General features: G+C 72.2%; 23 protein-coding genes. 9 read left to right on the top strand and 14 right to left on the bottom strand.

The annotated features are described in order from the left end of the window. Positions 1 to 56 precede the first annotated feature (56 nt). A complete protein-coding gene (locus QZX64_RS00115) occupies positions 57 to 815 on the top strand; it encodes an SDR family oxidoreductase (RefSeq protein WP_295655945.1) in 759 nt (252 codons plus the stop codon). A gap of 3 nt (positions 816 to 818) precedes the next feature. Here the strand turns inward: QZX64_RS00115 and QZX64_RS00110 are convergent, their stop codons facing one another. Genes QZX64_RS00110 through QZX64_RS00095 form a run of 4 tightly spaced genes read right to left on the bottom strand, consistent with a single transcriptional unit; the run spans position 819 to position 3,592 of the window. Then, entirely contained in the window at positions 819 to 1,436 is a 618-nt protein-coding gene (locus QZX64_RS00110) for a MarC family protein (RefSeq protein ID WP_295655943.1), read from the bottom strand. Continuing rightward, positions 1,433 to 2,311, bottom strand: a complete 879-nt coding sequence (locus QZX64_RS00105) for a PHP domain-containing protein (RefSeq protein ID WP_295655941.1) — start codon at positions 2,309 to 2,311, stop codon at positions 1,433 to 1,435. The genes QZX64_RS00110 and QZX64_RS00105 overlap by 4 nt, the downstream gene beginning before the upstream one ends. A 49-nt stretch (positions 2,312 to 2,360) precedes the next feature. Beyond that, a complete protein-coding gene (locus QZX64_RS00100; RefSeq protein ID WP_295655939.1) occupies positions 2,361 to 2,996 on the bottom strand; it encodes a DUF6758 family protein in 636 nt (211 codons plus the stop codon). 32 nt (positions 2,997 to 3,028) lie between these two features. After that, positions 3,029 to 3,592 carry a histidine phosphatase family protein gene (locus QZX64_RS00095; protein WP_295655937.1) on the bottom strand — a complete coding sequence of 188 codons (564 nt, stop codon included), beginning with the start codon at positions 3,590 to 3,592 and terminating at the stop codon, positions 3,029 to 3,031. 87 nt (positions 3,593 to 3,679) lie between these two features. Here QZX64_RS00095 and QZX64_RS00090 point away from each other — a divergent pair, with 87 nt between their 5' ends. Next, positions 3,680 to 4,285, top strand: a complete 606-nt coding sequence (locus QZX64_RS00090; protein WP_295655935.1) for a DUF2975 domain-containing protein — start codon at positions 3,680 to 3,682, stop codon at positions 4,283 to 4,285. Then, a complete protein-coding gene (locus tag QZX64_RS00085; RefSeq protein ID WP_295655934.1) occupies positions 4,285 to 4,518 on the top strand; it encodes a helix-turn-helix transcriptional regulator in 234 nt (77 codons plus the stop codon). Before QZX64_RS00090 ends, QZX64_RS00085 begins: the two co-directional genes overlap by 1 nt. On the opposite strand, the gene QZX64_RS00080 is transcribed toward QZX64_RS00085, so the two are convergent. The 9 genes from QZX64_RS00080 to QZX64_RS00040 all read right to left on the bottom strand — a co-directional run bounded on the left by QZX64_RS00080 (position 4,515) and on the right by QZX64_RS00040 (position 13,277). Next, the gene (locus QZX64_RS00080) at positions 4,515 to 5,048 is read right to left on the bottom strand and encodes a MaoC family dehydratase (protein ID WP_295655932.1); all 534 of its coding nucleotides are present in this window, start codon (positions 5,046 to 5,048) and stop codon (positions 4,515 to 4,517) included. The two genes, QZX64_RS00085 and QZX64_RS00080, sit on opposite strands and share 4 nt — an antisense overlap. A gap of 44 nt (positions 5,049 to 5,092) precedes the next feature. Then, complete coding sequence (locus QZX64_RS00075) at positions 5,093 to 5,275, bottom strand: DUF5302 domain-containing protein (RefSeq protein ID WP_295655931.1); 183 nt, start codon at positions 5,273 to 5,275, stop codon at positions 5,093 to 5,095. Between the two features lie 13 nt (positions 5,276 to 5,288). Then, the gene (locus QZX64_RS00070; RefSeq protein WP_295655930.1) at positions 5,289 to 6,512 is read right to left on the bottom strand and encodes an endonuclease/exonuclease/phosphatase family protein; all 1,224 of its coding nucleotides are present in this window, start codon (positions 6,510 to 6,512) and stop codon (positions 5,289 to 5,291) included. Positions 6,513 to 6,651: 139 nt separating this feature from the next. After that, the gene (locus QZX64_RS00065; protein WP_295655928.1) at positions 6,652 to 7,866 is read right to left on the bottom strand and encodes an acyl-CoA dehydrogenase family protein; all 1,215 of its coding nucleotides are present in this window, start codon (positions 7,864 to 7,866) and stop codon (positions 6,652 to 6,654) included. Between the two features lie 105 nt (positions 7,867 to 7,971). Continuing rightward, positions 7,972 to 9,264: a phospholipase D-like domain-containing protein gene (locus tag QZX64_RS00060; protein ID WP_295655927.1), complete on the bottom strand. Its 1,293-nt coding sequence runs from the start codon at positions 9,262 to 9,264 to the stop codon at positions 7,972 to 7,974. After that, entirely contained in the window at positions 9,261 to 10,412 is a 1,152-nt protein-coding gene (locus QZX64_RS00055) for a hypothetical protein (RefSeq protein WP_295655926.1), read from the bottom strand. Before QZX64_RS00055 ends, QZX64_RS00060 begins: the two co-directional genes overlap by 4 nt. Then, entirely contained in the window at positions 10,412 to 10,642 is a 231-nt protein-coding gene (locus tag QZX64_RS00050; protein ID WP_295655925.1) for a DUF6752 domain-containing protein, read from the bottom strand. The genes QZX64_RS00055 and QZX64_RS00050 overlap by 1 nt, the downstream gene beginning before the upstream one ends. Before the next feature lie 5 nt (positions 10,643 to 10,647). Further along, a complete protein-coding gene (locus QZX64_RS00045) occupies positions 10,648 to 12,174 on the bottom strand; it encodes a class I SAM-dependent methyltransferase (protein ID WP_295655924.1) in 1,527 nt (508 codons plus the stop codon). Continuing rightward, positions 12,174 to 13,277: a hypothetical protein gene (locus QZX64_RS00040; protein WP_295655923.1), complete on the bottom strand. Its 1,104-nt coding sequence runs from the start codon at positions 13,275 to 13,277 to the stop codon at positions 12,174 to 12,176. Before QZX64_RS00040 ends, QZX64_RS00045 begins: the two co-directional genes overlap by 1 nt. Positions 13,278 to 13,440: 163 nt before the next feature. On the opposite strand from QZX64_RS00040, the gene QZX64_RS00035 reads away from it, so the two are divergent. The 5 genes from QZX64_RS00035 to QZX64_RS00015 are packed head-to-tail and all read left to right on the top strand — an operon-like array spanning position 13,441 to position 18,430. After that, positions 13,441 to 15,042 carry a sulfatase gene (locus QZX64_RS00035; protein WP_295655921.1) on the top strand — a complete coding sequence of 534 codons (1,602 nt, stop codon included), beginning with the start codon at positions 13,441 to 13,443 and terminating at the stop codon, positions 15,040 to 15,042. Positions 15,043 to 15,086: 44 nt separating this feature from the next. Then, positions 15,087 to 16,352, top strand: coding sequence for a magnesium transporter MgtE N-terminal domain-containing protein (locus QZX64_RS00030; protein ID WP_295655919.1), 1,266 nt, complete (start codon positions 15,087 to 15,089; stop codon positions 16,350 to 16,352). Further along, positions 16,349 to 16,888: a DUF1003 domain-containing protein gene (locus tag QZX64_RS00025; protein ID WP_295655917.1), complete on the top strand. Its 540-nt coding sequence runs from the start codon at positions 16,349 to 16,351 to the stop codon at positions 16,886 to 16,888. Before QZX64_RS00030 ends, QZX64_RS00025 begins: the two co-directional genes overlap by 4 nt. 48 nt (positions 16,889 to 16,936) lie before the next feature. Further along, on the top strand, positions 16,937 to 18,100 hold the full coding sequence (locus QZX64_RS00020; protein WP_295655916.1) for an Mrp/NBP35 family ATP-binding protein: 1,164 nt from the start codon (positions 16,937 to 16,939) through the stop codon (positions 18,098 to 18,100). Between the two features lie 3 nt (positions 18,101 to 18,103). Beyond that, a complete protein-coding gene (locus QZX64_RS00015; RefSeq protein WP_295655914.1) occupies positions 18,104 to 18,430 on the top strand; it encodes a sec-independent translocase in 327 nt (108 codons plus the stop codon). A gap of 6 nt (positions 18,431 to 18,436) precedes the next feature. Here QZX64_RS00015 and QZX64_RS00010 read toward each other — a convergent pair whose 3' ends face one another. After that, on the bottom strand, positions 18,437 to 18,973 hold the full coding sequence (locus tag QZX64_RS00010; RefSeq protein ID WP_295655912.1) for a hypothetical protein: 537 nt from the start codon (positions 18,971 to 18,973) through the stop codon (positions 18,437 to 18,439). Positions 18,974 to 19,098: 125 nt separating this feature from the next. Here QZX64_RS00010 and QZX64_RS00005 point away from each other — a divergent pair. Further along, on the top strand, positions 19,099 to 19,428 hold a 330-nt coding region (locus QZX64_RS00005), incomplete at its 3' end, for a hypothetical protein (protein WP_295655911.1).

The raw sequence follows: 19,428 nt of genomic DNA, 5'->3' as shown, positions 1-19,428 counted from the left end.
CCATCATGCCGGACCGGCCTTGCCGCGGCCGTGAGGACACAGTGTTGGGTGGGGCCATGTCGACCGCCATGATCACCGGCCCCACGGCCGGCATCGGACTCCGCTTCGCCCACCAGCTCGCCCGCCGCGGGCACGACCTCGTGCTCGTCGCCCGCGACCGGGAGCGCCTCGCGGAGGTCGCCGACGAGCTCCGGACGGCGTACGCCGTCGACGTGGAGGTGCTGCCGGCCGACCTCGCCGACCGCGCGCAGCTGGCCCGCGTCGAGGAGCGGCTCGCCGACGCCGCGCAGCCGGTCGACCTGCTCGTCAACAACGCCGGGTTCGGGCTCAGGGGCCGGTTCCTCGACAACGACGTGGAGGCGGAGCAGGCGATGCTCGACGTGCTCGTCACCGCCGTCATGCGACTCAGCCACGCCGCGCTCGGCGCCATGTCGGCCCGCGGCCACGGCGGGCTCATCAACGTCTCCAGCGTCGCGGCGTACCTCCCCCGCGGCACGTACGGCGCGGCCAAGGCCTGGGTGACGAGCTTCGGGGAGTGGGCGGCGGCCGAGCACGCGGGCAGCGGCGTGCGCGTGACGACCCTGCACCCGGGCTTCACGCGCACGGAGTTCCACGAGCGCATGGCGGTGGGCCGAGGCTCCGCGCCGGCCTTCATGTGGCTCGACGCCGACGACGTGGTGCGCCGGACGCTGGCCGACTTCGACCGGGGGCGCAGCCGCTCGGTGCCCGGGGCGCAGTACCGGGCGGTGGTGGCACTGACGCGGCTGGTCCCCGCGCGTGCCCTCCAGGCGGCGCAGTCGCTGGGGCGACGCTGACCCTCAGCCCTCGCCGGCGACGAACGCGCGCACCGCGTCGGCGACGAGCTGGACGGCGATGGCCGACAGCAGCAGGCCGGCGATCCGGGTCACCAGCAGGACCCCGCTCTCGCGGATCAGCCGCAGGATCGGCAGGGAGTAGCGCATCGCCAGCCACAGGCTGACGTGGGTGAGCACGACGCCCAGCGCCACTGCGGTGAAGCTGGGCAGGCCGTCGACCTCACGCGAGAACAGCATCGTGGCGACGATCGCGCCGGGCCCGGCGAGCAGCGGGGTGCCGAGCGGCACCAGGGCCACGTTGGTGCCGGCCGCGGCGGTCGGCTCCTTCTCGTTGCCCGTCAGCAGCTCCAGCGCGACGAGCAGGAGCAGCAGCCCGCCGGCGCACTGGAGGGCGGGCAGGGAGATGTGGAGGTAGGACAGGATCTGCTGGCCGAAGAAGGCGAAGGCGGTGATCACCACGAACGACACCGTCACCGCCTGCCAGGCAGCCCGGCGGGCGGTGGCCGCCGAGCGGCCCGAGGTGAGGGAGAGGAAGATCGGCACCGTGCCGACGGGGTCCATGATCACGAACAGCGTCACGAACACCTCGGTCAGCAGCACGACGTCGAGGACGCCGCTCACCCACCCACCACCGGTGGCGTCGCACGGCCGGCGACGGCGGCGGACCCGGCGGCCAGCTCCATCAGCCGGGCGTACTGGTCGGGCGCGGTGGTGAAGCAGCCGAGGTCGTGGTCGGTCTTGCCCGTGCCGTGGTGGTCGCTGGAGCCGGTGACCACCAGGTCGAGGTTGGCGGCGATGGACCGCAGCTCGTCGCGCTGCTCGTCGGTGTGGTCGCGGTGGTCGACCTCGATGCCGGCGAGCCCGTCCTCCGCGAGCCCCGCGAAGGCGGCCTCGCCGAGCGAGCCGGGGTCGGACCGGCCCCAGGGGTGGGCCATCACGGTCACGCCGCCCGCGAGCCGGACGGTCTCGATCATGGTGACGAGCTCGGCGGCGTAGCGGTGCACGTGGCCGGCGCGGCCGGGCTTGAGGAACCGGTCGAAGGCCTCGCCGCGGTCGACCACGACCCCCCGGCGCACCAGGGCGTCGGCGATGTGCGGCCGACCGGCAGCGGCGGAGGCACCGGCCTCGCGGCGGACGTCGTCCTCGGTGACGTCGATGCCGGCGGCGCGGAGCCGCTCGATGATCGCGGGCACCCGGCCGCTGCGGCTCTCGAGGATCAGGTCCAGGTGCTCGACCAGGGGCGGGTACGTCGGGTCCGGCAGGTAGGCCAGCAGGTGCACGCCCCGCCCCTCGTGCCGGGTGCTGATCTCCATGCCGCGCACGAGCGCGATGCCGGCCGACTCCGCCGCGGCCGTCGCCTCGGCCCACCCGGCCGCGGTGTCGTGGTCGGTGAGCGCCATCACGTCCAGGCCGGCGCGGGACCCCGCCTCCGCCAGCTCGCTGGGAGTCTGCGTCCCGTCACTCGCGAGCGAGTGGGTGTGGAGGTCGATGCGCACCCGTCGAGGCTACTGCCTGGGCAGGGGCCGATCCGCATCGCGGAGGGGCTCACCACGGTGGGCGCGGCCCCCCGAAGCGGGTGTCCACGAGGAGTGGTCCGAGCCCGGAGAGGTCGCGCAGGATCCACTCGTCACGCAGCAGCAGCACGGCCGACGCCGGCCTGAGGACGATCCACAACCAGCGTCCCTCCGCCTCGCCCACGACGACGAACCGGTCGAACTCCTCATCGGTCCGGCCCGCCGACACCACCCACAGCGGCACCGCGGTGCGGCCCAGGCGCACGCGGGCCACCGGTGTCCCGTCACGCACCTCCGGGCCCGGGTCGCGCCCCCCGGTGCCCGCGACCCGCGAGCCGAGCCCGGTGCCGGCCTCCTCGGTGACGACGAAGACGTCCACCGGGCCGTCGAGCCGGCTGGTGCCCGACGTGCACGCCATGGTCGCGCACGCCTGCTCGGGCGACGCCCCCACCACCGCGAAGTCACTGACCTGCCAGTCCGGCCCCATCGGCCACGGCACGTACGTCGGGAACGTCCCGGCCGCACCGAGGTGCGCGGTGAAGCTCTCGTACGACGCCTCCCCGGGTCGCCACAGCGGCGGCGTGGGCCCGTGGTCGACGCAGGCCCACTCCTGCTGGTGCTCGGTGACCACCCCGCGACAGCGCGGGCAGCCGACGACGAGGGACATGGCCCTACGGTGGAGCCGCCCGTCCCGGCCCGTCAAGCATCGGAGTTCCAGCGCAGCAGCACCGGCGTCTCCCGCTCGTAGCCCAGCGTCGAGATGGTGGCGGTGTCGAGCTTGAGATGGCGACCGTCGCGGACGTCCTGCTCGAGCCAGCGGGCCGCCAGCACGCGCAGCGAGTGGCCGTGCCCGAAGACGAGCACCCGGCCGCCGTGGTCACGCGCCCTCGCCACCACCCGGTCGATCCGGGCACCGACCTGCTCGGCGGTCTCGCCGCCGGGGGTCGGGTGCGTGAAGACCGTCCAGCCCGGCACCGTCTCGCGGATCTCGTTGGTGCTGATGCCCTCGTAGTCGCCGTACCCCCACTCGACCAGGTCCTCCTCGACCTCGGGATCGAACCCGGCCAGCTCGGCGGTGCGCCGGGCGCGCACCCGCGGGCTGCTCAGCACCAGGTCGAACGAGGTGCCGGCGAGGCGCTCGGCCAGGGTGGTGGCGACCTCCTCGCCCCCGGCGGTCAGCTCGAGGTCGGTGGTGGAGGTGTGGCGGCCGTCGCGGCTCCACTCCGTCTCGCCGTGCCGGCACATCCACAGCTCGCTCGTCATCCCCTGAGCATGCCAGAGCGTTGACACATCGAAAGTCGATGTTATCGTTCCTCGATAACACACGGATCCAGGACAGGGGACACGACGATGGCACGACTCGACTTCGACCGGTGGGACTACGCCGCCACCAAGCTCCTGCTGCTGGTCGGCCTCCTGGGTGTCCCGCTCGTCGTCGTGGGACTGCCGCTGGCCGCCTGGGCAGGCGGCGACGCCCTCGTGTGGCCCGCCGTCCTCGAGGAGCAGGCGCGCGTGACCAGCCCGGCACTGCGCGACGGCGCCTCGGCGGCGTGGGACGGCGGCGCCGAGGTCACCCTCGCCGACGCGTCCGGCACGCTCTGGCTGCTCACCCTGCTGCCCGCCCTGGTGGTCGCGGCGGCCGCGCCGCTGGTCACCGGGCCCCTGCTGGGCCTGGTGCGGACGATCCAGCGGGGCGAGAGCTTCTCCGACGCCGCCGTACGTCGCCTGCGCGTCGTGGGCCTCACGCTGCTCCTGGCGCCGTGGGCGCACCACGCGCTCACGGGGATCGCCAACGCGGCAGTGCTCGAGGAGGCGTTCGGGCAGGAGTTCTGGTTCTCGGTCGTCATCCCCGCCGGCACCCTCGCCATCTCGGCGCTGGGTCTGGCCCTCGGGGCTGTGGCCGAGGCGTTCCGCCAGGGCGCCCGGCTCCGCGACGACGTCGAGGGGCTCGTCTGATGCCCGTCGAGGAGCCCCACCGGGTGCAATGCCGCCTCGACGAGCTGCTCGCCGAGCGGGGCCTGACGGTCACCGCGCTCGCCGAGCGCATCGGCGTCACGGTGGTCAACATCAGCGTGCTGAAGAACCAGCGCGCCAAGGCCGTCCGCTTCTCGACGCTCACCGCGCTGTGCGACGCGCTGGAGTGCCAGCCCGGCGACCTGTTCGCCGTCGTAACCCCTGAGTGCACCTAGCCCTGCTGAGGGGCCGGCCAGCTCTTGTCCGGCTGTGGCGTCGGCCGGCCCGGCTGCTCGCCGCCGCGCGCCGCGAGGTAGGAGTCCTTGGGCACCATCACCTTGCGGCGGAAGATGCACACGACCCTGCCGTCCTGGTTGTAGCCGATGGTCTCGACGTGGACGACGCCGCGGTCGTCCTTGGACCTCGACTCCCACTTGTCGAGCACGGTCGTCTCGCCGTAGAGCGTGTCGCCGTGGAACGTGGGAGCCACGTGGCGCAGCGACTCGATCTCGAGGTTGGCGATGGCCTTGCCCGAGACGTCGGGGACGCTCATGCCGAGCAGGATCGAGTAGACGTAGTTGCCCACCACCACGTTGCGGCCGAACTGCGTCGTCTCCTCGGCGTAGTGCGCGTCGAGGTGCAGGGGGTGGTGGTTCATCGTGAGCAGGCAGAACAGGTGGTCATCGGACTCGGTGACCGTCTTGCCGGGCCAGTGCCGGTAGGTGGCACCGACCTCGAACTCCTCATAGCTGCGTCCGAACTGCATGCGCCCATCCTCCCGGACGTCGCCACCGTCTCGCGACGGGTGGGCTACGAGCCCCCGCCACCCGCCTTGCGGCGGTGCATCTTCGGGCCCGCGCCGCCCTCGACCTCGGAGCCGTGCGCCTTCTCGCGCACCGGGCCGTCCCGGTGGACGCCCTTCTCCTGCTTGTTCTTGCGGTCGAGCGCCTCACGCATCTTGGCCTTGAGGTCGTCGTTGGGGTTCTGCGTCATGCTCCTGGCCTCCTCAGGGGGTGCTGCTGCCGTCGGTGCGCCCCAGGGTGCCCTCACCGGGACAGGGGACCCATCCGGTGCCCTTGCGGACGGGGTAGCAGTCGCCGGTGCCGACCGCTGCGGCGACGGTGGCGTCGGCCACGATCATCGGGTGGTCGGTGCTGCGGGCCACGAGCGGGCTGCGGTCGGCGACGTAGTTGCTGAACGTCACCTCCGGCGAGCCGAAGATCCAGTCGACCTGCCACGGCTTGGGCGGCATGGCGCAGGCACCGGGACCACTGCCGCCACCGTTGGCCGCCTTCATGGAGGCCAGGGTGGTCATCGGGCAGAAGTACTCCTCGCGGTCGTTCATGTCACCGGTGATGAAGACCGGGAGACCGGTGGTCGCGCGCAGGTCGTTGACCATCTTGACCTGGATCTGGGTCGCCTGGTTGCGGAAGCCCTGGGCCGGGCCGTGGGCGTCGGCGGGGTTGTGGAAGTTGGCGAAGTAGATCTGGCGGCCGCTCTGCCTGTTCTTCAGCAGCACGAGCGGCATCTTGATCGGGTTGCCGCCGAAGTAGGGGATGTCGATCCCGGTGGAGGAGACCAGCTCCCACTTGTCGAGGCGCCAGGCGATCGAGTTGGCCATCGCGGCGGGGCCGAGCGCGGGGCCCGGGTAGACGCCGTACTGGGATCCGGCGGAGGCCATGAAGGAGGCGTACTGCGGCGGCTGGAACTCCTGGAAGCCCACGACGTCGACGTCGTGCAGCTGGAGCAGGCTCAGCTGCCACTGCATGCGGGTCACGGCGCCGGCCCAGCCGGGACGGTTGCCACCCGGGGCGGTGTGGCCGGCACCCAGGATGTTGAAGGAGCTGATGCGCACGCTGGTCGGTGCGGTGGCGCCGACGGGCACGCGGCCCAGCTTCACCAGCAGGTCCTCGCGGTAGTCGGCCTTCTTCTGGGCGACCCGGGCGAGCTTCTTGACCGCCCTCGCGCGCTCGACGACCTGCTGCTTGGCCGACTTGGGCTTGGTCTTCCGGGGGCGTGCGCGCGCGGCGACCTGCTCGACCTGCTCCTCCACGACCTCGATCTCGACCTCGGCCTCCACCGGCGCCGCTCCGGCCTCGGCCCGCGGGGCGGGCTCCGAGCGGGGCGAGCCATCGAGGTCGAGGGTCAGCGCAGCGAGGATCACGGCGACGACGACCGCCACGGCGCCTGCACGCAGTGCGTCGGAGTGGGCGTACCGAGATGGCCGCACGGGGTTGCCTCCTACAGGGCTGGGATCCAGGTCGCCGCAGCAGCCGATCACCGAGCGGTGGGGGGAGTCTAACCTCTGGACCGGTCCGGGGCTGCACATTCGGCCACGACCGGAGCGCCCCGCGTCTGCGTGCGACGCCTCAGCGGAGCTTGTAGTCCTCGAGCAGGCGGCGCCCGATGATCATCTTCTGGATGTCGGCGGTGCCCTCGCCGATGAGCAGAAAGGCGGCCTCGCGGTAGAGGCGCTCGATCTCGTACTCCTTGGAGTAGCCGTAGCCGCCGTGGATGCGGAAGGAGTCCTCGACGACCTCCTTGCAGTACTCCGCCGCGAGGTACTTGGCCATGCCGGCCTCGACGTCGTTGCGCCGGCCCTTGTCCTTGAGGCGGGCGGCGCGGACCATCATCGCGTGGGCGGTCTCGACCTTGGTCGCCATCTCGGCGAGCCGGAAGAGGATCGCCTGGTGCTGGGCGATGGGCTTGCCGAAGGTCTCGCGCTGCTGGGCGTAGGCGATGCCGAGCTCGAAGGCGCGGTGGGCGATGCCGCAGGCGCGGGCGGCGACGTTGACGCGGCCGACCTCGACGCCGTCCATCATCTGGTAGAAGCCCCTGCCGGGCTTCCCGCCGAGGACCTGGTCGGCGGAGATCCGGTGGCCCTCGAAGACCGCCTCGGTGGTGTCGACGCCCTTGTAGCCCATCTTCTCGATCTTGCCGGGGATGGTGACGCCCTGGGCGGTCTCGCCGAAGCCCGGCTCCTTCTCCACCAGGAAGGTCGACATCCGCTGGTGCACCGAGGTGCCCTCCTCGGCGTCGTCGTCGGTGCGGACCAGCACCGCCACGAGGTTGGAGGTGCCGCCGTTGGTCAGCCACGTCTTGCGGCCGGTGATCTCGTAGCCTCCCCCATCGATGGAGTCGGTCCGCTTCGCGCGGGTCTTGATGGCGGAGACGTCGGAGCCGAGCCCCGGCTCGGACATCGAGAACGAGCCGCGCACCTCCCCGGAGGCCATGCGGGGCAGGTACTTCTGCTTCTGCTCGGGCGTGCCGTGCTGCATCAGCAGGTAGGCGACGATGAAGTGGGTGTTGATGATGCCGGAGACGCTCATCCAGCCGCGCGCGATCTCCTCCACGCACAGGGCGTAGGTCAGCAGCGACTCCCCGAGCCCGTCGTGCTCCTCGGGGATCATCAGCCCGAAGATGCCGAGCTCCTTGAGGCCGTCGACGATCTCCTGGGGGTACTCGTCGGCGTGCTCGAGCTCGGTCGCCACCGGGATGATCCGGGTGTCGACGAACTGCCGGACCGCCTTGAGGATCTCGGTCTGGTCCTCGGAGAGGCCCTCGGTCTGGCACAGACGGCCCATGACGTGTCCTCACTGTGGGGCGGCGGGCGGACCTGTCACGCTACCCAGCGGTACGGCACCGGCACCGTGACCTGGGTCACCCGGCGGCTGCTGATCCGGGGAGGATCAGTCGTCCTCCCAGGCCTCGCCCTTCCTCAGGTTGGGCTGGTCGACGGGCTCGGTGTCCTGCACCACCATGCGCCCGGACGTGCCCGGCACCAGGTAGGGGATGAAGCGGGCCAGGTGCGACCCGTGCTTCCAGATGTACTCGAAGTTCTGGAGCCACTGGCCGTAGTACCGGTAGGGCAGGCGGATGATCATCTCGTCGCCCCGCAGGCCGCCGAAGTTCCAGTTGCTGGAGCCGGTCCAGACGCCGCCGTTGGCCGGGTTGCCCTCGTAGGTGCCGGACACGGCGAGGTACTTCTGGTGGCTGTAGAGGTCGATCTCACCGTCGTAGTCGGTGTCGTAGCCGTCGACGTGGACGGGCAGGTAGCCACGGGGCGTGCGGGTGGCGAGCGCCTTGCGCACCGCGACGCCCGCCATGCCGTACATCACCTGGACGTCGCACCCCGCGGCGTACAGGTCGCGCATCTTCTTGGCGAGATACACCCCGCGCGCGTCGGCCCAGGAGTGCATGGAGACCCGCACCACCGTGCGCCCGTTGTGCCCGAAGCCGGCAGCCGGCGGCGTCACGCAGTCGATCTGGTTGAGGATCGCCATCTCGGGATCGGTCGTGCTGGTGGGGTTGGGGAACGGCGTGGCCTGGAGGTGGAACTCCCCTGCCTGCCGCACGAAGTAGGGCTCCTTGGCGCGCTTGTCACGGCGCATCTCCCGCCACAGCTCGTCCATGCCGGCCATCAGGGCCGGGTCGTTGGGCCGCGACAGCATGTCGTTCCACTGGTTGACCACGGAGTTCTCGGTGAGGTTCAGCGAGCCCGTGAAGACGATGTTCGTGGCACCGCTCTTCAGCTCGGAGAAGAGGAACATCTTGGTGTGGAGGTTCTCGCCGAGCTGGAAGTGGCGGCAGCCGAAGTGGCACTCGTAGGAGAAGCTCTTCTTGCGGCGCTTGCCTCCCAGGCCCTGCTTGAGGATCCTCTGCGCCGGCGTGAACTGGTGGTTGTTGAGCAGGACCTGCACCCGGACGCCGCGCTTCTTGGCGCGCACCAGCGCCTGCGCCATCCGCTGGCGGTCGAAGGAGAACAGCGAGATCCGGATGCGGGAGCCGCGCTTGGCGTGGTTGATCGTCTTCAGGATGGTCCGCTCGATGCGGGTCTCCTCGCGCTTGGACTCGCGCGGGTGGTTGAAGTAGCCGCCGTCACGCGGCGTGTAGTTGCGCCCCGCCTGCGCAGGCGTCGAGAACGCGGTGAGCGTCGTCAGCAGCAGCGCCACGACGAGCAGGGTGATCCCCCGGAACTTCATTCCCCATGCCTCCGAAATCGGTCCAACGAACGCGAGAGCCTAACCCAGGATCCCTGCTGCTCCTCATCGACGAAGCCGCGCGCGCGGGCCTCCATCGACTCCTCCTCGACGAGACGTCGACGCAGCTCGTCGCGTTCCCGCGAGATGGTGCGGACGTCCTCCAGCATGGCGGCGATCGTCTGGGCCGCGGACTCCACCAGCTCGGCGTCGGTGACCTCGCCGGGGTGCCGGTGGTCCGGCAGCGGCCGGGGCTCGAGCAGCGAGGCGTCGCCCCGCACGTCGAAGCCCCCCTCGGCCACCAGGTCGACGGCCGCCCGGGCGCGCCCGACGTGGTGGTTCTCGTAGGCCTCACGTCCGACCCTGAACCTCTCGCCCGACTCGGGGAGCACCCCGCCCTCGGCGAGGTAGCCGCGCACCCACCGGCCGCGGTCGCTGGCGCTGAGGAAGTCGGTGAGGTGCGGGGTGACGCGGCGCAGCAGCTCGACCTCCACGACGCCGAGGGAGGCGTTCACCACGTCGGCGGGTGCGGAGAACTCGTCCGCGTCGACGCCCAGCACGCCGCAGAACCGTCGCCACAGCTCGACGGGGTCGGCGCTGGTGTCGACCGGCAGGACGTGGATGCGCTCGCGGGGCACGACCTGCTCCCAGCGCTGGAGGATGTCGTGCAGGTCGAAGGAGCCCCAGCCCCACTCGTTGGCCGGGTCGTAGGTCCTGCGGGCCGGCCACTCGTCGATGGGCAGCGCGCCGCCGTTCTTGATCCACTCCTGCCAGCGCGAGGCGACGAGGTCGGTCAGCGGCCGCGCCGTGACGACGGCGTGCAGCTCGCGGTCGGGGAAGGAGTCGACCATCCGCCGTACGTGCCGGGGCGCGGCGGCCCCGAAGAACTCGTGGCTGATGAGGACGTCGCCAGGGAAGTCCCGGCTCTCGTCGACGAGGTCCTGCCACGGGTGGGCGATGTCGCCCGTGCGGCGGGCCAGGCGAGGGTCCTCGCGGATGTCGAGGGACGCGAGCAGGTGGCGGCGGTGCCGGGCACCGGGCAGCAGCACGCCCGCCTTGCGCAGCCGGTCCTTGTTGGACCACAGCGCAGCCTGGAGGTAGGTGGTGCCGGTCTTGGGCAGCCCGAGGTGGACGAGGACCCGTCGTGCCATCAGCGGGGACCGCCCAGGCTTTCTCGGTAGCGGTCGACCACGGCCTGCACCTTGCTCTCGTCGCGCTCGGAGAGCGGCACGACGAGCTCCATCATGGCGTCGGTCAGCTCGGCGATCCGCAGGTTGAGCTGCCGGTTCTCCTGCACGGCCTCCTCCAGGGCGCTGACCCGCGAGCGCAGGCTGCGTCGGGCGGCGAGGCGGTCGGTGAGGAACTTCGGGGGGGCGGGCATGGCTCTCACTTCCAGGTGACCATCAGTCGGGCGATGTTCGCGGCACCGGCCGCGTCGGTCTCGTTCAGGGTCTCCACGTGCGCCGCGTCGCCCCCGTGCGCGGCGATGACCTGCAGCAGGTCGTCGAGGTCGAGGGGCGAGACCTGGCCGTGGCTCTCGGGGTTCCGGTCGGGCGTGACCTGCACCTGGCAGAAGAAGGCGCCGCCGCCGCGGGCGAGCACGCGGGCCACCCGCAGCACGTTGTCGCGCCCGGCGCGGTCGAGGGTGTCCAGGACGTGCCGGGCGGTCAGCACCCGGGGACCCGGGAGGCGGCTCAGGTCGGCCGCGGCGTCGAGCACGGAGCGCTGCTCGGTCAGGTTGACCCAGCGGAACCGCACGGGCAGGTCCTCCGCCTCGGCGAGCCTCCGCATCCGCACGTAGGACTTGTAGTGGGCGTCCATCCCCCACGCGGAGCGGCCCTGCCGGCCCAGCCACACCACGTCGGTGCCGTAGCCGCAGCCGACGTCGACGACGGTGCCGACCGAGGCGTCGCACCGGCCGTGCACCCACTGCACGAACCCGCTGGGTTCGTCGGGCGTGAGCTCACGGGTGCCCATGCCGCGGCCCTGGCCGACGCGGATGCCGCGGAACCAGCCGTTGAGGCGCAGCCGCGTGGAGTCGGGGGTCGTGAACTCGTACGCCGGGTCGGGCACTCGCCAGCCCTCGCCGTACATCGCGGCCAGCAGCCGGTCGGGGTGCGCCGGTGCGGCGAAGGTCCGGCCCTCGAGCTCGACGGTGCCGCGCGGGAAGATCCAGGACTCCTCGAACGGCGCGCCCACCTCGCCCATCAGGTACAGCATGCCGTCACGCATGAAGCCGCCGAAGACGTCGAGCCCGCGGATGCTGCCGTCGGCCTCGGGGACGTGCACCTTGACCGCGATGCCGCTGTAGCGGGTGACCACGAAGCCCATCTCGACCAGCGTCCGCTGCAGCGCGAAGGACTCGAGCATGACGTCGACCGGGTGGGAGTGCCGGCTGACGTAGCCGAGGTCGGCGTCGGAGTCGTGGCCGATCAGCCGGCCGTCGCGGTAGGCGCCCAGCAGCGTGCCGTAGGCGACGAAGCCCTCGATGCCGGCCTTGTCGAGCGCATGCAGGACGGTGTCGATGGCGTCCATGAGCGGCGCGACCTGGTCGCTGTCGCGGCTCTCGAACAGCCGGGAGAGGCGGTTGGACTTGTCGAGGCCCAGCGGCCGGCCCTTCCTGTCCTGGACGGCGATCCGGCCGGTGCCGCCGCCGAGGGCGACCTCCGCGGCGTACAGCTCGGCGTCGGCGACGTGGTCGACCAGGGCGAGCCGGGTGGCGCCGTCGAGGAAGCGGCGCAGCGGCTGCGGCCAGGCGATCTCCCGGTCACCGCCACGGCCGGCGGTGTCGCGCTGCAGCCAGAAGGACCAGACGCGGCGGCCGTCGAAGGTGACGTCGACGACCACGTCGTCGTGGGAGCTGAAGCGGATGCCGTCGTCGTCGACGCGCACGTCCTGCATGGTGGCCACCATCAGCGCACCCCCGCACCGGTCGTCTCGGCCCTTGCGGCGACGTCGGCCCACCCGTTGAGCCGGGCCAGCAGCAGCGACGTCTCGCGGACGAGCTCGTCGAGGGACTCCGGCGCCGTCGTCGGGACCCCCTCCACCCGGTCGGCCAGCCACGCACGGGCGGCGAGCACGGCGCCGCGCGTCTCGGAGTCGTCCACCTCCGCCGCCCGGTCGGGCGCGTCGTCAGGGTCCGCCTCGAGCCGGATGTCGGCGAGGTCGCCGAACACCGGGTAGCCGCGCTGGGAGAGGAAGGAGCTGACCTCGCGGTTGATCGAGAGCCCCAGCCTGACCCCGCCCCGGTCGAGGACCGGCTTGGACTCCTCGCCGCGTCGACCGACCAGAGCGCCGCGGGCGAGGCGGCGCACGCCGCGGCGGTAGGGCTTGGACTGCACCACCGAGAGGTGGGTGTTGGCCCGGCGCAGGAAGTCGCAGGAGCCGTAGCCCAGCGACGGGTTCGACTCCACCACGGAGAGGTCGACCTCGACGGGAGGCAGGCCGGCGGCCGCTGCGAAGCGGTCCCACAGCAGCGAGGGCGGCGAGCCCGACGGGGGCACCGTCACCACGTGCACGCCGGCCACACCGGGCGCCTCCTCCCAGCGGCGTACGAAGGCGGGGATCTGCTGCGCCCGGTTGAAGGTCCGGAACGCGCGGGTCTTGCGCGCGCGGCCCAGGAACGTGGGCTGGATCGAGCGGAGGTAGTCCGGCCACCCCTCCGTGCCGAGGTTGCGGCAGTAGGTCTGCCACTGCGCGGGGATGGCGCCGAGCTGGTCACGCACGGACACGACGACCTCGATGCGGTCGCCGGCGAAGGGCTCCAGCGCGGCGGCGACGTGGCGGTCCTGGGCGAAGCTGAGGAACTCCATGGAGACCAGGAGGTCGCGGCCGTCCTGCGCGCCCTCGGCGGCGAGCGCCTGCCACCGCTCCCGGTGCTGCCGCGGCTGCTTGGGGAGCCGGAGGAGGTCGAGCACCGCCTGCGGACTGCCCGCGGGGTAGCTGACGCCCACGTCGGCGAGTGCTTCGCGGTGGGTGGCCAGCACGGACTGGACGAAGCTCGTGCCGGTCTTCATCGCACCCACGTGAAGGATCACGCGACGGGTCACTTGCTGCCTCGATCCACTCTCCAAGGGCTCGTCAACGAAGGCGAACCTAGCACCAGGGCCTCCGCCACCGGCGTCTAGGATCGGGAGCCGACCCACCCCGACACAGTCCCCGACACAGTGAGGTGTCCGCATGCGGCGCCGCTCGCAACGCCCCGGCCGGCGCCGGCTGGTCGCCGTCACCGCGCTGGCCGTCCTGGCGACCAGTGCCGCCGGCTGTACCTCCGACGACGCGGCGCCCCGGGCCAAGCCGAAGCGGCAGGTGCCGACCTCGGCTGCGCCGGTGGCCGACCCCGGTCCGCGCGACACCGTGCTGCCGTCGTCACCGGTGGCGCCGCGACCGCTCGAGCCGGGCGGGAGGCGGCCCAACCTGCTCCTCGTCACCGCCGACGACGCGGCACCCGGCGACATCGCCTTCATGCCGAAGCTGCAGCGGTACGTCGCCGACCGGGGCGTGACGGTCGCCAACGGCCTGGCCCCGACGCCGATCTGCGTCCCGGCCCGCGCCTCGCTGATCACCGGCCAGTACGCCCACAACCACCAGGCGCTGACCATCGAGGGCGAGGGCGGCGGCTTCGAGGCGTTCGCCGACGAGGACACGCTGCCGGTCTGGCTGCAGGAGGCCGGCTACGACACGATGTTCGTCGGCAAGTACCTCAACGGCTACGGGGAGGACGACCAGACCTACGTCCCCCCGGGGTGGACCGACTGGCAGGCCACCGTCGACCCCTCGACGTACAACTTCGCCAAGCCTGAGATCAACGACAACGGTGTGGTGAGCGAGCGCGAGCAGTACTCCACCGACCTGCTGCGCGACCTGTCCATCGAGCAGGTGAGGGACCCGGCGCGCAGGGACCGGCCCTGGTACATGTGGGTCAACTACGTGGCGCCGCACACCGGCCACCCGCAGCAGGACGACGATCCGCTGCGGACCGACCCCGACAGCGACAGGCGCCTCAAGACGACCGTGCCGGCCCCCGAGCACGAGAACACCTTCAGCGACCAGGACCTGCCCGCCACCCCCGACATGTTCGAGGACGAGACGTCCGACAAGGCGGTGGCCAGGGTGACCTGGGCCCGCTGGGACGAGCGCGACCGCGCGCTGCTGCGCGAGGCCTACCAGCAGCGCCTCGAGGCGCTGCAGTCGGTCGACCAGGCCATCGCCGACACCGTCGACGCGCTGCGCGAGACCGGTCAGCTCGAGAACACCTGGGTGGTCTTCACCGGCGACAACGGCTACGCCTCCGGAGAGCACAACCTCACCGGCAAGCTCTGGCACTTCTCCCCCATCCTCCGCATCCCCGTGGTCATCCGCGGACCCGGGCTGCCGCCCGGCGGCACGGTGCCGACACCGGTGACCAACGCCGACATCGCGACGACCTTCGCGTCGTTGGCCGGGGCGACCCCCGGTCGCCCGCAGGACGGCGTCGACGTCACGCCGTACCTCAGGACGGGGGCCGACACCCGCGTCGTGCCGATCGAGGGCTACAAGGTCAAGGGCGGGACCAAGCCGCTGTACGACGGCGTCTGGGCGGGGCCCTGGACCTACGTCCGGACCCCCGGTCGCCGCGAGGAGCTCTACAACCGCGACCTCGACCCGTGGGAGCTCAGCAGCGTCGCCGACGACCCGCGCTTCGCCGGCCAGCTGCGCGAGCTGCGCCGCCTGACCAAGGAGCAGCGCGACTGCGCGGGCGAGACCTGCGCCCGGGAGTTCTACTCCTCCGCGCAACGCTGAGAGCACTGCCCCTCGCGGTGCCCGGCGGCCGGTAGGTTTGCCCGGTGAGCACCACCCCCACCCGCGTCTACGTCGCCAGGCTCGTCGGCCTGCCGATCTTCGACCCCCAGGGTGACCAGGTGGCGAAGGTGCGCGACGTCGTGGTCGCCCTGCGGTCGGAGGCCAACCAGCCCCGCGTGCTCGGCCTGGTCGCGGAGGTCTTCGGCCGGCGACGCATCTTCGTGCCGATGACCCGGGTGACCTTCATCGACGCCGGTCAGGTGTCGATCACCGGGTTGCTCAACATGCGGCGCTTCGAGCAGCGATCCACCGAGACGCTGGTGATGGCGCAGATGCTCGACCGCTCGGTGACCATCCAGCCGTCCGGCGTCTCGGGCACGGTCTACGACGTCGCGATGGAGCAGGCGCGCAACCGCGACTGGGTCGTCAGCCGGGTCGCGGTCGCCGAGCCGGCCAAGGGGTTCCGGCGCAAGGGCCAGACGCACGTCGCGGAGTGGCGCGACGTCGACGGCCTGACCCGGCGCGAGGAGACGCAGGGCGCCACCCAGCTGATCGCGGCCATGAACGAGATGCGGCCCGCCGACGCCGCGCACATGATCCACGACCTCCCCGCCGAGCGGCGCGCGGCGGTCATCGCGGCGCTCGACGACGAGCGGCTGGCCGACGTGCTGGAGGAGCTCCCCGACGAGGACCAGGTCCAGATCCTGGAGCACCTGGACTCCGAGCGCGCCGCCGACGTGCTCGAGGAGATGTCGGCCGACGACGCCGCCGACCTGATCGCCGACCTGCCGCCCGACACGGCCGCGACCCTGCTCGCCCTGATGCAGCCCGCGGACGCCGACGACGTGCGCCGCCTGATGTCGTACGCCGAGCACACGGCCGGCGCCATGATGACCCCCGAGCCGGTGATCCTGGACCCGCAGGCCACGGTCGCCGATGCCCTGGCGCAGGTGCGGAACCCCGAGCTGACGCCCGCGCTCGCGGCGCTGGTCTACGTGTGCCGGCAGCCGCTCGAGACGCCGACGGGCCGGCTGCTCGGCGCCGCCCACATCCAGCGACTGCTGCGCGAGCCGCCCTCCACCCTGGTGGCGGCGGCGCTCGACGAGTCGATGGACCCGCTGCACCCCGAGGCCGGCATCGACCAGGTGGCCGCCCACCTCGCCACGTACAACCTGGTGGCGGCGCCGGTGGTCGACGAGGAGGGCAGGCTGCTCGGCGCGGTCACCGTCGACGACCTGCTCGACCACATGCTCCCGGCGAACTGGCGCGACGACGCCGTCCGTCCCGGGCCGATCGGCGGTCGCGCATGAGCGAGTCCCGCGCCCACCGCCCCCGCCTGGACACCCCCCGGGAGGCGCGCCGCTCGCTGGTGCGGCGGCCGAGCTACGACTCCGACGCCTTCGGGGTCTTCGCCGAGCAGTTCGCCCGGTTCATGGGCACGGCGCGGTTCTTGATGTACATGACCCTGTTCGTCCTGGTCTGGGTCGCCTGGAACCTCCTGGCGCCGGCCGGGCTGCGCTGGGACGACTACCCGTTCATCTTCCTGACCCTGATGCTCAGCCTCCAGGCCTCCTACGCCGCGCCGCTGATCCTGCTCGCCCAGAACCGGCAGGAGACGCGCGACAAGATCATCAACGAGCGGGACCGGCAGGCCAACGCCCGGGCGCACGCCGACATGGAGTTCCTCGCCCGCGAGGTCGCCTCCCTGCGGATGTCGGTCGGCGAGGTGGCCACCCGCGACTTCATGCGCTCCGAGCTCCGCTCGCTGCTGCAGGACCTCGACGAGCGGGCGCGCACCGAGACCGGGCCCGCGTCGGGTCCTGAGTCGCAGGTCACAGAGGCCTGAGCGGTCGCGGTGTGGCTGCCCGCGGATCGCCGACTACGCTGGGGCATTATGAGCTCTCCCTCCGTCGAGCAGGTCCAAGCCGCCCTGGCCACCGTGAACGATCCCGAGATCAAGCGCCCGATCACCGACCTAGGCATGGTGGAGTCGGTCGGCATCTCCTCCGACGGCGTCGTGGCGGTGACCGTGCTGCTGACGGTCGCGGGCTGCCCGATGAAGGAGACCATCACCCGCGACGTCACCGCCGCGGTCGGTCGCCTCGAGGGCGTCTCCCGCGTGCAGGTCGACCTCGGCGTCATGTCGGCCGAGCAGCGAGCCGGCCTCGGCGAGCAGCTGCGCGGCGGCCAGGCACAGCGCGAGATCCCCTTCTCCCAGCCCGGGTCGCTGACCAAGGTCTACGCCGTCGCCAGCGGCAAGGGCGGTGTGGGCAAGTCGTCGGTGACAGTCAACCTCGCCCTGGCGCTGGCCAAGCAGGGTCTCAAGGTGGGCGTCGTGGACGCCGACATCTACGGCCACTCCGTGCCGGCGATGCTCGGGGTGGCCGACTCCCGGCCCACCCAGGTCGACGACCTGATCATGCCCGTGCCGACCTCGTCGGGCGTGTCCGTGATCTCCATCGGCATGCTCAAGCCCCGCCGCGACCAGGTCGTGGCGTGGCGCGGGCCGATGCTCGACCGTGCGCTCGTGCAGATGCTGGCCGACGTCTACTGGGGCGACCTCGACGTCCTGCTGCTGGACCTCCCTCCCGGCACCGGCGACATCGCCATCTCCCTGGGCCAGCACCTGCCCGGCGCCGAGGTCCTCGTCGTCACGACACCGCAGGAGGCGGCCGCCGAGGTGGCCGAGCGGGCCGGCACGATGGCCTCGATGATGCACCAGCGCGTCATCGGCGTCGTGGAGAACATGAGCTACCTGCCCTGCCCGCACTGCACCGCCGACGGTGTCGAGCACCGCCTCGAGGTCTTCGGCTCCGGCGGTGGCGCCCGCGTCGCGGCCACCTTGTCGCAGCGGTTCGGCTACGACGTGCCGGTGCTCGGCGGGATCCCCCTCGACATCTCGCTGCGCGAGGGCGGCGACGCCGGCAAGCCGATCGTCGACTCCGACCCCACCGCACCGGCCGCCCAGGAGCTCTCCAGGATCGCTGCAACCCTGTCGGGTCGCGGACGCGGCCTGGCCGGCATGCAGCTCGGCCTCACCCCGTCCAGTAAGTTCTGAGCCATGTTCGGAGTCGGACTGCCCGAGATGGCGGTGATCGCGTTCATCGCCGTCCTGGTCTTCGGGCCCGACCGGCTCCCCGGCCTTGCCCAGCAGGCGGGCCAGATGCTCCGCAAGGCCCGCTCCCTGGCCAACAACGCGCGCGACGAGTTGCGCACCGAGCTGGGGCCGGAGTTCGCCGACCTCGAGCTGCGCGACCTCGACCCGCGCTCGATCGTGCGCAAGCACATCATCGAGGCGATGGAGGAGGGCGACGAGGCGGACGCCCGTCGCCGCAGCCCGCGGCTCGCTGACGGCCAGATCCCGCCCTACGACGTCGAGGCGACGTAGCCGCTCTCAGGACGTCCGGCTCTGCACGGCCGCCAGCCGGGCGAAGGCGACCAGCAGCGTGCCGCCGTGGTCGCCCACGGCCTCGGCGAAGTCCGCGCCCACCCGGGTGAAGCGCCCCTCGTGGCGTGAGCCGTCGTCGAGGTGCACCAGGCAGCGCTCCTCGGCCTCGGCGAGACGCCGCAGCGCCGAGCCCAGGCCCAGCCGTGTCAGCGGCGACCACGCCACCTCGGGCACTGAGCGCGGGGAGGCGTCGCGCACCACCGAGATGGCGGCCAGCGGCACGATCCACTCCTGCGCGCGAGCGGCGAGCAGGCACCACTCCGCGCTGACGCGGTGCAGCCTCCCACGGACGGCGCCCAGGCCGGTCACCTCCAGCCCGATCTCGCGATCGAGCGAGGCCATCAGCCGGCTGGCGAGCGTCACCTGCTGGTACTCCGCGCGGCTACGGTCGGCCACCTCGGCCTCGCGCTCGGCGTCGTAGAGCGCCTCGGCCTGGCCCTCGAGGTCGTCGAAGAGCGCGAACAGCTGCTCCTCCCAGGTCATCGCGCCCCCGTCATGGGCCCAGTCTGTCGCATCCCCGGCGCGCGCCGTCGTCTGTGCACAGTTGATTGACGGGAGGCGCCACGCGCCGTTGAATGAGGCAAACGGAAGCAAACGAAGGGATCGGCATGAATCGGGGGACCCGGTGCCTGGCCGTCTGGGCGGGCGTCACCATGGTGGTGGCGCTCGGCCTGGCCCTGGTGTGGGCCGACGTGGTCGCCTCGTTCCACGGCTCCTGGGCCGGCCTCCCGTTCGACGTGGTGCTCGTGCGGGGGACCGCCGTGGTGGCGGCCCTCGCCGCAGCCTGGGTGTGGCTGGTGACCACCGCGACCGCGCTCGAGGTGGGGCTGGGTCGCACCGACGCCTCCCGGTCCGGCGGACCGGTGCGGCGGCTCGTGCTGGCCGCGTGCGGCGTCGCTCTCCTCGCCGGGGCGGTCACGGCACCAGCGGGTGCGACC

Origin of the sequence: uncultured Nocardioides sp., assembly GCF_902805925.1 — a bacterium.
Lineage (GTDB): Bacteria > Actinomycetota > Actinomycetes > Propionibacteriales > Nocardioidaceae > Nocardioides.
The sequence above is the reverse complement of the archived record's forward strand: the minus strand, read 5'-3'. Positions and strand labels throughout refer to the sequence as shown.

Coding starts and splice junctions, on each gene's coding strand:
- QZX64_RS00050 (WP_295655925.1), bottom strand. CDS start 10,642: ATGCCCGCCCCCCCGAAGTTCCTCACCGACCGCCTCGCCGCCCGACGC.
- QZX64_RS00055 (WP_295655926.1), bottom strand. CDS start 10,412: ATGGCACGACGGGTCCTCGTCCACCTCGGGCTGCCCAAGACCGGCACC.
- QZX64_RS00040 (WP_295655923.1), bottom strand. CDS start 13,277: ATGAAGACCGGCACGAGCTTCGTCCAGTCCGTGCTGGCCACCCACCGC.
- QZX64_RS00100 (WP_295655939.1), bottom strand. CDS start 2,996: ATGTCCCTCGTCGTCGGCTGCCCGCGCTGTCGCGGGGTGGTCACCGAG.
- QZX64_RS00065 (WP_295655928.1), bottom strand. CDS start 7,866: ATGGGCCGTCTGTGCCAGACCGAGGGCCTCTCCGAGGACCAGACCGAG.
- QZX64_RS00045 (WP_295655924.1), bottom strand. CDS start 12,174: ATGGTGGCCACCATGCAGGACGTGCGCGTCGACGACGACGGCATCCGC.
- QZX64_RS00020 (WP_295655916.1), top strand. CDS start 16,937: ATGAGCTCTCCCTCCGTCGAGCAGGTCCAAGCCGCCCTGGCCACCGTG.
- QZX64_RS00075 (WP_295655931.1), bottom strand. CDS start 5,275: ATGACGCAGAACCCCAACGACGACCTCAAGGCCAAGATGCGTGAGGCG.
- QZX64_RS00060 (WP_295655927.1), bottom strand. CDS start 9,264: ATGAAGTTCCGGGGGATCACCCTGCTCGTCGTGGCGCTGCTGCTGACG.
- QZX64_RS00010 (WP_295655912.1), bottom strand. CDS start 18,973: ATGACCTGGGAGGAGCAGCTGTTCGCGCTCTTCGACGACCTCGAGGGC.
- QZX64_RS00090 (WP_295655935.1), top strand. CDS start 3,680: ATGGCACGACTCGACTTCGACCGGTGGGACTACGCCGCCACCAAGCTC.
- QZX64_RS00025 (WP_295655917.1), top strand. CDS start 16,349: ATGAGCGAGTCCCGCGCCCACCGCCCCCGCCTGGACACCCCCCGGGAG.
- QZX64_RS00035 (WP_295655921.1), top strand. CDS start 13,441: ATGCGGCGCCGCTCGCAACGCCCCGGCCGGCGCCGGCTGGTCGCCGTC.
- QZX64_RS00080 (WP_295655932.1), bottom strand. CDS start 5,048: ATGCAGTTCGGACGCAGCTATGAGGAGTTCGAGGTCGGTGCCACCTAC.
- QZX64_RS00115 (WP_295655945.1), top strand. CDS start 57: ATGTCGACCGCCATGATCACCGGCCCCACGGCCGGCATCGGACTCCGC.
- QZX64_RS00095 (WP_295655937.1), bottom strand. CDS start 3,592: ATGACGAGCGAGCTGTGGATGTGCCGGCACGGCGAGACGGAGTGGAGC.
- QZX64_RS00085 (WP_295655934.1), top strand. CDS start 4,285: ATGCCCGTCGAGGAGCCCCACCGGGTGCAATGCCGCCTCGACGAGCTG.
- QZX64_RS00015 (WP_295655914.1), top strand. CDS start 18,104: ATGTTCGGAGTCGGACTGCCCGAGATGGCGGTGATCGCGTTCATCGCC.